The 13,078-nt window shown below is 60.8% G+C and carries 12 protein-coding genes; 7 read left to right on the top strand and 5 right to left on the bottom strand.

Features of this window, described 5'->3' with window-relative positions; all coding sequences use genetic code 11:
- Window positions 1–47: 47 nt before the first annotated feature.
- The 4 genes from PMI16_RS19895 to xylF all read right to left on the bottom strand — a co-directional run bounded on the left by PMI16_RS19895 (window position 48) and on the right by xylF (window position 5,163).
- A complete protein-coding gene (locus PMI16_RS19895) occupies window positions 48–1,259 on the bottom strand; it encodes a fumarylacetoacetate hydrolase family protein (RefSeq protein ID WP_034381409.1) in 1,212 nt (403 codons plus the stop codon).
- A gap of 60 nt (window positions 1,260–1,319) precedes the next feature.
- Window positions 1,320–2,477 carry a sugar ABC transporter permease gene (locus tag PMI16_RS19890; protein WP_007882859.1) on the bottom strand — a complete coding sequence of 386 codons (1,158 nt, stop codon included), beginning with the start codon at window positions 2,475–2,477 and terminating at the stop codon, window positions 1,320–1,322.
- Between the two features lie 25 nt (window positions 2,478–2,502).
- Window positions 2,503–4,056, bottom strand: a complete 1,554-nt coding sequence (gene xylG, locus PMI16_RS19885) for a D-xylose ABC transporter ATP-binding protein (RefSeq protein ID WP_007882858.1) — start codon at window positions 4,054–4,056, stop codon at window positions 2,503–2,505.
- 126 nt (window positions 4,057–4,182) lie between these two features.
- A complete protein-coding gene (gene xylF / locus PMI16_RS19880) occupies window positions 4,183–5,163 on the bottom strand; it encodes a D-xylose ABC transporter substrate-binding protein (RefSeq protein ID WP_443134901.1) in 981 nt (326 codons plus the stop codon).
- A 546-nt stretch (window positions 5,164–5,709) separates the two neighbouring features.
- Here xylF and PMI16_RS19875 point away from each other — a divergent pair.
- The 6 genes from PMI16_RS19875 to PMI16_RS19850 all read left to right on the top strand — a co-directional run bounded on the left by PMI16_RS19875 (window position 5,710) and on the right by PMI16_RS19850 (window position 11,263).
- On the top strand, window positions 5,710–6,990 hold the full coding sequence (locus PMI16_RS19875) for a XylR family transcriptional regulator (RefSeq protein ID WP_007882856.1): 1,281 nt from the start codon (window positions 5,710–5,712) through the stop codon (window positions 6,988–6,990).
- Window positions 6,991–7,069: 79 nt separating this feature from the next.
- Entirely contained in the window at window positions 7,070–8,134 is a 1,065-nt protein-coding gene (locus PMI16_RS19870; protein WP_034381406.1) for an aldose epimerase family protein, read from the top strand.
- 131 nt (window positions 8,135–8,265) lie between these two features.
- Window positions 8,266–9,525 carry a SpoIIE family protein phosphatase gene (locus PMI16_RS19865; protein WP_007882849.1) on the top strand — a complete coding sequence of 420 codons (1,260 nt, stop codon included), beginning with the start codon at window positions 8,266–8,268 and terminating at the stop codon, window positions 9,523–9,525.
- Window positions 9,526–9,537: 12 nt separating this feature from the next.
- On the top strand, window positions 9,538–10,098 hold the full coding sequence (locus tag PMI16_RS19860) for a SiaB family protein kinase (protein WP_007882847.1): 561 nt from the start codon (window positions 9,538–9,540) through the stop codon (window positions 10,096–10,098).
- Window positions 10,099–10,163: 65 nt separating this feature from the next.
- A complete protein-coding gene (locus PMI16_RS19855) occupies window positions 10,164–10,556 on the top strand; it encodes a DUF1987 domain-containing protein (RefSeq protein ID WP_007882844.1) in 393 nt (130 codons plus the stop codon).
- Window positions 10,553–11,263: a GGDEF domain-containing protein gene (locus PMI16_RS19850; RefSeq protein WP_007882842.1), complete on the top strand. Its 711-nt coding sequence runs from the start codon at window positions 10,553–10,555 to the stop codon at window positions 11,261–11,263. Before PMI16_RS19855 ends, PMI16_RS19850 begins: the two co-directional genes overlap by 4 nt.
- A gap of 150 nt (window positions 11,264–11,413) precedes the next feature.
- On the opposite strand, the gene PMI16_RS19845 is transcribed toward PMI16_RS19850, so the two are convergent.
- Window positions 11,414–11,845 carry a DUF1801 domain-containing protein gene (locus PMI16_RS19845; protein WP_007882841.1) on the bottom strand — a complete coding sequence of 144 codons (432 nt, stop codon included), beginning with the start codon at window positions 11,843–11,845 and terminating at the stop codon, window positions 11,414–11,416.
- Window positions 11,846–12,099: 254 nt separating this feature from the next.
- Here PMI16_RS19845 and PMI16_RS19840 point away from each other — a divergent pair, with 254 nt between their 5' ends.
- Window positions 12,100–13,020, top strand: a complete 921-nt coding sequence (locus PMI16_RS19840; RefSeq protein WP_034381346.1) for a LysR family transcriptional regulator — start codon at window positions 12,100–12,102, stop codon at window positions 13,018–13,020.
- Window positions 13,021–13,078: the final 58 nt, after the last annotated feature.

The following is a 13,078-nucleotide window of genomic DNA, read 5'->3' as shown; positions in this document are numbered from 1 at the left end:
CGTGGTGGATGAGACCGATGAGGTCGGCGCGGTGTGAACTGATGCGGTCATGCTGATGCACTCCAGGAAGATGGCGAAGTTCCCGCCAGGCCACGCCCGGCAAGATGTTGATAAAGGGCGCGGATGCCGAAGGTCCACGGCGCGATGGCGTCGCAGCGCTGCACGCGGTTGACCAGCGCGCCCAACGCCGGGCTGGCGATGGTGACGCGGTCGCCCAGATGATGGGTAAAGCCGGAACCGGCGGCGTCGCGGTCCTTGATCGGCGAGAACATGGTGCCCAAAAACAGCAGGAAACCGTCCGGATACTGATGATGCGCGCCGCAGGTTTGCGCCACCAGGTCGAGTGGGTCGCGGCTGATCTCGCGCATGAAGCTGGCGCCGTTCAGACGGAATCCGTCATCCTCGCCTTCGATCAGCAAAGTCACTTCCGCCTGCCGTACGGTATCGATGGTGAAGCGCTCGTCAAACAAGCGAATGAACGGGCCGATGGCGCACGAACCATTGTTGTCCTTGGCCTTGCCCAGCAGCAGGGCGCTGCGGCCTTCGATATCGCGCAGATTGACGTCGTTGCCCAGCGTGGCGCCGACGGCCTGGCCGCGGCTGTTGACTGCCAGTACGATCTCCGGCTCGGGATTGTTCCATTGCGATTCGGGATGCAGGCCGACATCGGCGCCCAGTCCGACCGCCGACATGGCCTGTGATTTGGAGAACACTTCGGCATCGGCGCCGATGCCGACTTCCATGTATTGCGACCAGGCATCGCGCTTGAGCAACTCCTGTTTCAGCTTCATCGCCGCTTCCGATCCCGGCCGGATCGCCGACAGGTCGGAGCCGATGATCGCCTGCAATTCCTTGCGTAGCGACTCCGCGCGGCTGGCGTCGCCGGCAGCCTTTTCTTCGATCACGCGCTCCAGCATGCTGACCGCAAAGGTCACGCCGCAGGCCTTGATCGGTTGAATGTCGCAAGGCGCCAGCAGTTGTGGGAACCGCTTGTCCGACAAGGGATCAAGCGCATCGCGGACCAGATCCGCCACGTTGCCCAACGACTCGCCCGGCGCGTGGCGCGCCAGCGCCAACAGGTCTTCAGCGTCCAGCAAATCCGCCGAGGTCGGTGCGGTGGCGGTGATGTCGAACACCTCGCCACGGCGAACCACGACGACGCAGGGACCATTGATTTTGCTGTTTCGCCAGACGCGTCCGACCAGCAAGGCATCGGACAGATCTGCGGGTAAAACCGCTTGTGCGTGAATTGATTGCATCCTGGATTGCATGGCACTTTCCTGTGTGAACAGTCGTATTGATCTCAGCGTATTCAGCGCTCAGCGTCCGGAACGGGTGCTTACGTCCACCCACACCGCCAGCATCAGAATGCTGCCCTTGACGATCATCTGCCAATAGGTGCCGACATCGAGCATCGACATGCCGTTGTCCAGACTCGCCATCACCAGTGCGCCGATCAGCGCGCCGTAGATGGTTCCCGAGCCGCCGCGCATGGAGGTGCCGCCGATGAAGCAGGCCGCGATGGCGTCCAGTTCGCCCATGCTGCCCGACGATGGCGAACCCGCCGCCAGGCGCGCGGTATTGACCAGGCCGGCAAGCGCGCACATCACGCCCATGATGCCGAACACCCACAGCTTGACCGACTGCACGTTGACGCCCGACAGGCGCGTCGCTTCCATGTTGCTGCCGACCGAATAGATGCGGCGGCCGAATACCGTCTGCGTCGTGATGTAGCTGAACAGGCCGAGCAGGGCCAGTAACAGCAAGACCGGCACCGGGATGCCGTCATAGCTGTTGAGCGTGCGCACGAAGGCCAGCAGCACGGCGCCGATGACCAGCACCTTCGCCGCGTCGCGCCACAGCGCATGCACCGGCAGCGCATGGCGTACGCGGTTGGCGCGCTGACGCCAGGTCAGTGCCAGGGCGAGGACGAACAGCACGATCACCAGCGCCACGCCCAGTTGTTGCGGCAGATAGCCTTGCCCCAGATAGACCATGTCGCTGGACACCGGCGCGATCGTCAGACCGCCGGTCACGCCCAGCAGCACGCCGCGAAACGCCAGCATGCCGCCGAGGCCGACGATGAAGGAGGGGATGCGCATGTAAGCGGTCAGGTAGCCGTTGAACAATCCCAGTGCGAGACCGCACAGCAAGACCAGCGCCAGGTTGAGCGGCAGCGGCAAGTGGTGGGTGACGTCCATGATCGCGGCGACGCCGCCCAGCAGGCCGAGCAGGGAGCCGACCGACAGGTCGATCTCGCCGGCGATGATCACCAGCACCATGCCGCAGGCGAGGATGCCGGTCACGGACATCTGGCGCAGCAGATTGGAGAGATTGCGCGGCGTCACGAATCCGCCTTCGGTCTTCCAGCTGAAGAAGGCCCAGATGATGGCGATGGCGATGAGCAGCGCCATGATTTTGTAGCGGCTGAAAAGCTGCTTGATGTTGGTCGAACTGATTGAGTTGAGCGAATTCATGCGGATTGATTCCAGGTTGTTTTACTTATGCCGTGGCTTGCAAGGTGCGGTGCTGCGGCGACTGGTTGATGGCGGCAGCCAGCACCATCTCCTGCGTCAGGTTCCGGTTGATGAAGTCGCCGCGCAGCTTGCCTTCGCCGATGACCAGCACGCGATCGGACACGCCCAGCACTTCGGCCAGTTCGGACGACACCATGATCACGGCCACGCCTTGCCTGGCCAGTTCCGAGATGAGCCGGTAGATCTCCGCCTTGGCGCCGACGTCGACACCGCGCGTCGGTTCGTCGAGGATCAGCACCCTGGGTCGCGCCAGCAGCATCTTGGCCAGCACCGCCTTTTGCTGATTGCCGCCCGACAGGCCGGTGATCGGCAGGAAGGGGCTGGCGGTCTTGAGCTGCATGCGCACGATCTCGTCCTGCACGGTCTTCAGTTCCGATTCCGCATCGATGCGCGTACGGCGCGAAAAATCCTTGAGCACCGTCAGCGTGATGTTTTGGCCGACGCTGAGGTCGGGTACGATGCCGTGCTGCTTGCGGTCTTCCGGGACCATGCACAGGCCGAGGCGTATCGATTTGAGCGGCGTGCCGGTGTCGACCCTGGCGCCGTTCATGAGCACCTTGCCTTCATGGCGGCCCGGATACGCGCCGAACACCGCCGAGACCAGCTCGGTGCGTCCGGCGCCGACCAGCCCGGCGATGCCGAGGATTTCACCGCGGCGCACCGAGAACGAGACGTCGTCGACGCGCTTGCGCCTGGGATTGTCGACGTCGAAGCAGGTGACATGGCGTGCCTCGAAAATCACTTCGCCGATCTCGTGGTCGCGCGTCGGATACATGGTCGTGATTTCGCGGCCGACCATTTGCGTGATGATCTGGTCCACGTCGAGCGCCTGCATCGGCGTGGTAGCGATGTGCTTGCCATCGCGGATCACCGAAATGGTGTCGCACACTTCCGCCACTTCATCGAGCTTGTGCGAGATGTAGACGCAGGCCACGCCTTTGGCCTTGAGGTCTTTGATGATCTTGAGCAGGACCGCGATTTCCGACGAGGTCAGCGACGAAGAGGGTTCGTCGAGGATCAGCAGGCGCGCCTTCTTGTTGAGCGCCTTGGCGATTTCCACCAGTTGCTGATGGCCGCCGCCGTATTGCATGACCGGCAGGGCGACGTTGATGTCGGGCATGTTCAGCTCGCGCATGAGCTCTTCGGCGCGGCGGTACATGGCCGGGTAATTCATGCGGCCGCCGGCCAGCGTCAGCTCGTGGCCCATGAAAATGTTTTCCGCCACCGACAGCTCGGGCACCAGCATCAGCTCCTGATGGATGATGACGATGCCGGCGGCTTCGGTGTCGCGCACGGATTGCGCCGTCAGCGGCTTGCCGTCCCACAGGATTTCGCCGTCCCATGTGCCGTGCGGATAGACGCCGGACAGGATTTTCATCAGCGTAGATTTGCCGGCGCCGTTCTCGCCGCACAGGCCGACGCATTCGCCGGCCTTGATCTTGATGTCGATGCCATCCAGGGCGCGGACGCCGCCAAACTTCTTGACGATGCCCTTCATTTCTAACAAATACTCAGACATGCATGCTCTCGTGGAGTAAAAACTGCGGACCGGTCACGCTGCCACGCGTAACCGTCAACCGCAATCGGACAAGACGACGCGACAAGGCCGGACAGGCGCATGGCCCGTCCGGATGATTTCTTGTTGTTATTTGCCGCCGATTTGCGCTTGCGTGTAGAAACCGTCGTCCACCAGCACGTTGACGTTGGCCTTGGTCAGCGGAATCGGCTTGAGCAGCACGGTGTCGACCTTCTTGAAACCGTTGTCGTATTGCGAGTTGTAAGCCGGCTTCTCGTTGCGGGCCAAATGCACCGACAGGCTGGCCGCTTCCGTGGCGATCAGCTTGAGCGGTTTGTACACGGTCATGGTCTGGGTGCCGGCGACCACGCGCTTGACGGCGGCCAGGTCGGCGTCCTGTCCTGAGACCGGGACTTTACCGGCCAGCTTTTGCGCAGCCAGCGCCTGGATGGCGCCGCCGGCGGTGCCGTCGTTGGAGGCGACGATGGCGTCGATCTTGTTGTTGTTGGCGGTCAGCGCGTTTTCAACGATGGACAAGGCTTCCGTCGGATTCCAGTCCTTCACCCATTGCTGGCCGACGATCTTGATGTCGCCCTTGTCGATGTAGGGCTTGAGCACTTTCATCTGGCCTTCGCGCAACATCTTGGCGTTGTTGTCGGTGGGCGAGCCGCCCAGCAGGTAGAAGTTGCCCTTCGATTGCGCCTTGACCACGCCTTCGGCCTGCATTTCGCCGACCTTTTCATTGTCGAAGGAAATATAGGCGTCGACGTCCGCATTGAGGATCAGGCGGTCATACGACAGTACCTTGATGCCGGCCTTCTTGGCTTCCTTGATGGTGTTGGTCAGCACGGTCGCGTTGAACGGCACGATCACGATCACGTCGACGCCGCGCGAGATCAGGTTTTCGATCTGGGAAATCTGGCGTGCTTCGCTGGCGTCGGCCGACTGGACGAATACTTTGGCGCCCAGTTTTTCTGCCGCTGCGGTAAAGAAGTCGCGATCGCGCGCCCAGCGTTCGACGCGCAGGTCGTCAATCGAAAAGCCGATTTTCGGATTCTTGGCGTCCGCCATGGCGCTCGTGCTGACCAGCGAAATCGTGGTCACCGCCATCAATGCCAATACACTTTTTTTCAGGATTGCGTTCATTGCCAGGTCTCCAGTTTCATTATGATTTTTAAGGGGGGATGCTCCCGCGCATGGTCGGCATCGGTCTTTTCTTTCCGGCGACTTTTCGTGGTTTGATTTGTGGTTCGCCGCCATGCCGGGAGGATGAAGCGGTTCGCTGTCCGGCCCCGCAAACTCAGGGTGGAAGGCGCTCAGCTCATCCGCTGCTCATCCGCTGTTCATCTGCTATTACGCCATCATTCCCGGACGAAAGATCACCACCGGTTTTGATGTGGAGCCATACTAGCAATCAGCGACAGGCGTCTACAATTACGAAATTCACCAACCGGGATAGCGATTCTTTCTATTGCAGTCGCACAAAGCCGTATTTGGCCTGACGCGGCGCTGACGCCTCGGTACAATCGGCAGGCTGGAATAACAAGACCGACACAGAGCGCAAATCGGAAGACCGGAAAAAGAATAGATGGCAATCTGCCAATTAAAAATTCCGACGGTCGCAGGCCCGGCAGCGAGACATCAGGAGACAGCGGAGTGACAAGAGTACCGACCGTGCATCGCATTGCGCTGCTGTTCAACGGCAACAAGATATTCGATCGCGACATCATTGCCGGCATCGGTGAATACCTCACCAGCACGCGCGCCTCATGGGACTTGTACCTGGAGGAGGATTTTCGCTGCCGCCTGCAGGGCATCGAGCGCTGGCAGGGGCACGGCATCATCGCCGACTTCGACGATCCGGCCACGTGCGAAGCCCTGGCGGGAGTGCATCTGCCGGTGGTAGCCGTCGGCGGATCCTATGCCGATGCTGCCGACTATCCGCGAGACGTTCCCTACGTCGCGACCGACAATTTCAAACTGGTGAAGCTGGCCTATGACCATCTGATCGAAGCCGGACTGCAAAATTTTGCCTGCTTCAGCCTGCCCAAGGCGGACGTCAACCGCTGGGCGCAGGAGCGTGAAAAAGCTTTCGAAGCGCTGATGCAGCGCGACGGCATTCAGGGACATATCTATCGCGGCGTCGGCACCAGCGCGCAGTCCTGGGATACCGCCGTCGAGCAGCAGATCGCCTGGGTGCGCAGCTTGCCCAAGCCGATCGGCATCATTGCCGTGACCGATGCGCGTGCCCGTCAGTTGTTGCAGGCGTGTTTGTGCGCAGGCATTGCGGTGCCCGAGCAAGTTGCGTTGATCGGTATCGACAATGATCCGCTGGCGCGCATCCTGACGCGGGTGCCATTGAGTTCGGTGATTCAGGGAACGGTCGAGATGGGACGCACGGCAGCGCACTTGCTGCACCAGATGCTGCACGGCGCGCGTTTTGCCGACACGCGGATCCTGGTGCCGCCGGCCGGCATCAACGTGCTGGCGTCGAGCCGCCACGAGGCGCGCAATCATCCGCACGTGATGCAGGCCATGCATTTCATCCGCCAATACGCCTGCCAGGGCATCAAGACCGAACAGGTGGCCGACTATGTCGGCATCTCGCGCTCTTCGCTGGAGTGGTATTTCCGTCGCGAGCTGGGGCGCAGCGTGCACGACGAGATCCTGCGTTTCAAACTCGACGCCGCCAAGCGCCTGCTGCAACAGGCCGACAGCAACGTCGCCGACATTGCCGTCACTTGCGGATTTACGTCGGTGCAATACATGCACGCCGTCTTCAAGCGCGAACTCGGTTGCACGCCGAGGGAATATCAGGAGCAGATGGCCGGCGACGATGCGTCCCGGAAATCCGTCTACCTGTCGAAGAAAAAATCTCCTGTTGCGGCACCGCCGATGATCGCACCGGCCGTGAGAGAACACGCCAACGGCAACTGACATGCACGCGAACGAACAGGCACGCGAACAAATCAACGAATGGATTGACCGCGTCAATCCATCGCCAATTTTCCAGACGATGACACATTTCACCATCACCAGCGCCCCCGCCGAACACGGCGTCACCCTCTACACCTTGCGCAATGCACACGACATGCGCGTGGTCATCAGCGACCGCGGCGCCACGCTGATTTCGTGGTGGGCGCCGGATCGCTACGGCCGCGAAGCCGACGTCCTGCTCGGTTACGCCGGCAGCGAAGGCTACCTCGCCAACCCCGCCTACTTCGGCGGCGTGATCGGCCGCTGGGGCAATCGCATCGCCAACGGCAGCTTCACGCTGGACGGCGTCGACTACCAGATCGACCGCAATGAAGGCGACAACCATCTGCACGGCGGCGAGGGCGGGTTTCACCTGATGCCGTGGCAGGTGCAGACCGATCCCGAAGGCCTGAGGATGACGCTGGCGTCGCCGCACGGCGCGGCAGGTTTTCCCGGCAATGTGCTGGTCTCGGTGCTGTATCGCCTGGACGACGACGGCCGCTTGTGCATCGACTACACCGCCACGACGGATGCGCCCACGCCGCTCAACCTGACCTCGCACGGCTACTTCAACCTTAACGGCGGCGCCGGCGACATCTGCGACCATATTCTGTCCATCGACGCCGACGCCTATCTGCAGGTCGACCGCCGGCTGATTCCCGAGAAGCTCGCCAAGGTCGCCGGCAGCGCTTTCGACTTCCGCCAGCCGGCGCCGATCGGTCCCCGGCTGGCCTGGCCCGACGAGCAGCTGAAAGTGGCCGGTGGCTTCGACCACTGCTATTGCCTGCGCCGGGAAAACGGCGACATCGCCGATCCGGGACGCCGCTTCCAGCCCTTGCGCGACGTGGCGACGGTCTACGATCCGGGCTCCGGTCGCGAGCTGACCGTCTCGACCACCGAGAACGGCCTGCAGTTCTACAGCGGCAATTTCCTGCAAGGCGTGCAGGGACGCGCGCCGCAACCCTATGCCATGCATGACGGCTTTTGCCTGGAAGCACAGGCTTATCCGGATCAGGTCAACACCCCGGAGCGGGAAGCCGTCATCCTGCGGCCGGGCCAAGTCTACCGCCAGACCACGGCATATCGGCTGAGCGTCAGGCAATAGCCCTTTGGGGCGGCGCCGAAGCCGGCACAGCCCGCCTGGCCTGGGCGCGGAGAGCGTCATATCGCTGTCACACTAGTTAACTAAAATTGCTGGTTAAACAACAATTTGCCGTTAACCGGGATTGGGACCACGTGGACACCGATTTTAGTCTTGCGCCGGCTGTGGGGCGTCATTTGCAACAACCGACAGCCAGTGCGCTGGCGGTGAGCGTACCCGCAGTGACCTTCGAAGAGAACAACGCCAAGGTCCTGGAGGTATTCGGGCGGCATCGCGAGCTGATCAGCTTGCCGGTGCTGGAGGACGGTCATCCGATCGGGCTCATCAGCCGCAATATCTTCATGTCGCAGATGTCCAAGCCTTACCACCGCGAGCTCTACGAAAAGAAGAGCTGCATCGCGTTCATGGACAAGGACCCGCTCATTGTCGAGGTCGACACCTCCATCGAGACGCTCGGCGCCCTGGCAGTGGAATCCGGCGACAAGACGCTGGCGGACGGCTTCATGATCGTCGACCAGGGCAAATTTACCGGCCTCGGCTCCGGCCTCGATCTGATGCGCATGATGGTGGCGTTGCAGGCGGAAAAAAACCGCCAGGTCATGCAGAGCATCGACTACGCCAGCGTGATCCAGCGCGCCATGCTGAGCGCTTCACGCACGGCGATGTCGCAGGCGCTTGCCGATGCCTGCCTGGTCTGGGAGCCGCGCGACGTGGTGGGCGGCGACTTCTATCATTTCGAACGCTATGCCGACGGCTGGTTTGCCGCGGTGGCCGATTGCACGGGGCACGGCGTGCCGGGCGCGTTCCTCACCCTGATCGCGTCGTCCTCGCTCAAGCAGGCGCTGGAGCAACACGGCCCGCACGATCCGGCGCGCGTCATGGGCGAGGTCAACCGCGGCATGAAGCGCGTACTCGGACAGCACGCCACGGCCGAGCAGCACTCGGAGTCCGACGACGGCATGGATGCCTGCTTCTTCTGGTTCGAAGCGGCCACCGACAGCCTCACCTACGCCAGCGCCAAGATGCCTTTGCTGGTGCTCTTGCCTGGCGCAGAAGAAGTACAGACCCTGGATGGTTCGCGCACCGGTCTCGGCTACATCGATACCCCCGACGACATGAAGTGGAGCAACCGCAGCGTGCAACTGACCGAAGGCGCCGTCGTCATGACGGCCACCGACGGCATCATCGACCAGATCGGCGGCCCGAAGAACATCGCCTTCGGCAAGCAGCGCCTGCGCAACGCCATGCTCGCCAATCGCGATCTGTCCATGTCGGCGTTCGGCAAGAAAATCATGGAAGAACAAAAGAACTACCAGGGCCATCAGCGTCGCCGCGATGACCTGACCTTTTTCAGTTTCCGCCTGCGCGGATCGATTAACAGCAAGCAGATTTGAGTGCAGATAGCCATGAACGCGATTCAGCAGCAGTGGGATGATTTCAACCGGTGCGTCGAGCGGCGCGACGTGATTTTTTACTATGTCGGTTATTTTTCGCAAACGATCATCGCCGCGATGGCCGATGCCGTCAAGCTGCGCGCCGAGCACACCGGCGCGGTCGCGGTGACGCGCCGCAAGCTGTTTTCTTCGTTCATTGAAATGACGCAAAACATCGTGCATTACTCGGCCGACTCGTATGAGAAGGCAGGCATCTCCGAGGCATCGATGCGTCATGGCGCGGTGTTCATTTCGCTGACCGACGAGCGCTACTACCTGCATTGTTCCAATCCGGTCAATGCCGTCGTCGCCGAAAAGCTGCGCGAAAAGCTCGAACATCTGCGCTCGCTCACCATCGACGAAATCAAATCGGAGTATAAGGAAATGCTGCGCTCCGAGACGCCGCCGGACAGCAAAGGCGCTGGTCTCGGTTTCCTGACGATGGCGCGCGACGCCAGCGCACCGCTGGAGTTCGAATTCTCGCCGCCGGCCGCTGACGGCACGTCAATGTTTTATTTAAGGGCAACGATCTGATCCGTCATGCGTGGCGATGACGGGAGAGGTGTTGTTCGCGGTTTATCTGAATGAAGAATGCAAATATGGATAACTTATTTATAGCGGCCAGTCCGAGTTCCCCCGAAGTGGATTTCCGTTTCGACGAGCGCAAGCTCTCGCTGAAAGGGGAATCCTATCCGGAAAACGCTGCGCAGTTCTGGGGCGACATCATCGCCGTGCTGCGCCAGTTCCTGGAGCAGGACGCGGAGGGAACGACCATCGCGGTCAACGTGGCGCTGGCCTACTTCAACAGCTCCAGCACCAAGATGCTGTTCTCGCTGTTCGGCACGCTCAACGAGAAAGCCAAGTCCGGCACCGAAGTCGTCCTCAACTGGTATCACGACGAAGAAGACGATACCATCTTCGAATTCGGGCAGGAACTGAGCGAAGACTTCCCTAATCTCGTCTTCCACGATCACGCAGTAAAAAGCCTATGACGGACGTCGACCTTTTTGAAGCGGAGACGGCGGTTCTTGCCCGCGCCACCCGGGTAGTGGCGGACGGCGCCGAAGATCCGGACCAATATCGGCAGGCCTTGGAAGAGCTGGTCAAAAGTTACGGCAGGCTCATGCGCGAAAGCCGTCGCCTGATCGCGCGCAGCGACCGCACCGAACGCGAGCTCAATCAGGTCAACTCCAGGCTGAAACAACTGAGCGACGAGCTGGATTACAAGGCCAGGCACGACAACCTCACCGGTGCGTTGAACCGCGGCGCCATCTTCGAGCGCGCGCATCATTTCCTCAAGAGCACTTCGCTGTCCCTCGTCGTTCTCGACATCGATTTCTTCAAGCGCATCAACGACGAATTCGGTCACCCCACCGGCGACGCCGTCATCCGCGAACTGGTAAATCGCCTGCGCAGAACCCTCAGCGGCGAAGGCGACATCGGCCGCGTCGGCGGCGAAGAATTCACCATACTGCTGCCCGGCGTGTCGCTCGACGCAGCGGTGGTGATCGCGGAAGAAATCAGGCTGGCGATCGTGCAAGAGGTCTTCCCCTGCCTGCCGTCACGCCCGGTGACAGCCAGCTTCGGCATCTCCTGGAGCGAGGTCGGCGCCGATTTTGAAGATGCTTATGCACGTGCCGATGCGGCGCTGTACAAGGCTAAACACGGCGGCAGGAATCGCGTGGAGCGGGACGCTTGAGTGGCGTTGTAAGTCTTGCGTGTAAGTGCTGAATGCTGAGGGCGGGGAGGGAAGTTGTTCCGGAGCGAAAGCGGTTTTGGATGCGCGCCTCTCAAAGACCGCCTCTGATCAAAGTTGGCAGCGTCGACCGCTGCCATGTCCGCAGTAAGTCTAATCCTTAGCCTTCTTCACAGACTTCGGTTTTGCAGCCGACTTGCCGGCACTATTGAAGGCTATCGCCTCACGAATCAAGGCCTTGAACGCCGCCGCATCAATCTCTTCCCCTTCATAAATATCGATCGCGCGACGCGCATTGCCATCGAGACTCGCGTTGAACAGCGACGCAGGATCCTGCAGCGACGCGCCCTTGGCAAAGGTCAGCTTGACCACCTTCTTGTAGGACTCGCCGGTGCAGAGGATGCCGTCGTGTGACCAGACGGGGACGTCGCCCCATTTCATTTCTTCGATGACTTCCGGATCTTCTTGCCGGATCAGCTCACGCATTTTGGTGAGGGTTGCGCTGCGCCAGTCTGCGAGGGTGGCGATTTTTTGGGAGATCAGGTCAGATGCGGATTGACCTTCGCTTGCGCCCGGTTTTTTCATGGTTTCGTCCTGGAGTTTTCAGATGGTCAGATTTGCACAGACTGTATTCCTCGATGATTGTCACGCGTTGGAGAGGTATGGTAACGCCAAGATGAACGGCTTGGGGACGATCGTCGCGCAATAATTCCCAATGTTTTTTTCTCTAATGAAGAAGGACATAAAATGGAGCGCTCATATCGGGCCAGCGTTAAGCTCAACTTTAAACCAACCAGCCGCCCCTAAACCCGGGGCGGTTCAGTCTTGACAAGAGGACCATGATGCTTTCGATTTCGATGCTCTACTTTCGCGAAGTGGCGCGTGCGGGCTCACTGCGTCGGGCTGCCGAAGGCCTGGGCATTGCGCCCAGTGCCGTCAGCCGGCAGATCGCCAATCTTGAAACTGAACTAAAGGTTCTGCTGCTCGACCGTCGAAGTAATCGCACGACCTTGACGCCTGCCGGCGAACTCGTGTTCGCACATGCGGAAGCGGTGCTTGAGGAGAGCGAAACGCTCCGCACGGCATTGCAGGAATTGATGGGGACGCCTTCCGGCGTGGTGCGCATCGGTAGCATCGAAGGCATGGTCGAGCACTTCCTCGCCAGCAATCTGGCACGCTATCAGGAGCGTTATCCGCAGGTAAAAGTGCAGGTCCTGGTGCTTGGATCGCGCGCTGTGGTTGAGGCCCAGCAGGCCGGTCGCATCGATATGGCACTGGCCTTCAACCTTCCGGAACAACATGTATTGCGTGAACATGCGCGACTTGAACAACCATTGTGCGCGCTGGTTTCACCCACGCATCCATTTGCGAAAAAACGTTCGGTCTCGTTTCATGAATTATCCGGTGAGCGCCTGGCACTGCCCGACCGGTCATTTCAAATCCGACACTTGGTGGACCGCATAGCGTCCAGGCTCCAGGTGCATCTTGAACTTGCAATCGAGACCAATACGCTCGAGATGGCGCGCGGTGTGGTGCGCAACAGCAATTTGGTCACACTAATGCCACGTTATGCAGCACTGCATGAGGTCTCGAATGGCAATTTGCGTGCCGTGCCGCTGAAGGAGCGCGACTTCGCCCAAACGGCGACAAGCCTCGTAACCTTTCCGACGCAGAGACTGTCATTGGCCGCGCGGGCGCTTCTGGAACTGCTGGTTTCCGCCATGGGCCGTTACGGCGGAAAGTCTTCCGAGGTGTTCTGATTTCGGCAACAGGCGCGTGCCTGAATGCGTCTTGTCTCGACCATGGTGGCCTCCTATA

Origin of the sequence: Herbaspirillum sp. CF444 (assembly GCF_000282135.1) — a bacterium.
GTDB lineage: Bacteria > Pseudomonadota > Gammaproteobacteria > Burkholderiales > Burkholderiaceae_D > Herbaspirillum.
Note: the sequence above shows the minus strand (reverse complement) of the source record. Positions and strands in the feature narration are given on the sequence as shown.

Excerpts from the sequence above, each read along its gene's own strand:
- xylF (WP_443134901.1), bottom strand. The coding sequence starts at position 5,163 with ATGGCGGTGACCACGATTTCGCTGGTCAGCACGAGCGCCATGGCGGAC.
- PMI16_RS19850 (WP_007882842.1), top strand. The coding sequence starts at position 10,553 with ATGACGGACGTCGACCTTTTTGAAGCGGAGACGGCGGTTCTTGCCCGC.
- PMI16_RS19890 (WP_007882859.1), bottom strand. The coding sequence starts at position 2,477 with ATGAATTCGCTCAACTCAATCAGTTCGACCAACATCAAGCAGCTTTTC.
- PMI16_RS19845 (WP_007882841.1), bottom strand. The coding sequence starts at position 11,845 with ATGAAAAAACCGGGCGCAAGCGAAGGTCAATCCGCATCTGACCTGATC.
- PMI16_RS19860 (WP_007882847.1), top strand. The coding sequence starts at position 9,538 with ATGAACGCGATTCAGCAGCAGTGGGATGATTTCAACCGGTGCGTCGAG.
- PMI16_RS19840 (WP_034381346.1), top strand. The coding sequence starts at position 12,100 with ATGATGCTTTCGATTTCGATGCTCTACTTTCGCGAAGTGGCGCGTGCG.
- xylG (WP_007882858.1), bottom strand. The coding sequence starts at position 4,056 with ATGTCTGAGTATTTGTTAGAAATGAAGGGCATCGTCAAGAAGTTTGGC.
- PMI16_RS19855 (WP_007882844.1), top strand. The coding sequence starts at position 10,164 with ATGGATAACTTATTTATAGCGGCCAGTCCGAGTTCCCCCGAAGTGGAT.
- PMI16_RS19895 (WP_034381409.1), bottom strand. The coding sequence starts at position 1,259 with ATGCAATCAATTCACGCACAAGCGGTTTTACCCGCAGATCTGTCCGAT.
- PMI16_RS19870 (WP_034381406.1), top strand. The coding sequence starts at position 7,070 with ATGACACATTTCACCATCACCAGCGCCCCCGCCGAACACGGCGTCACC.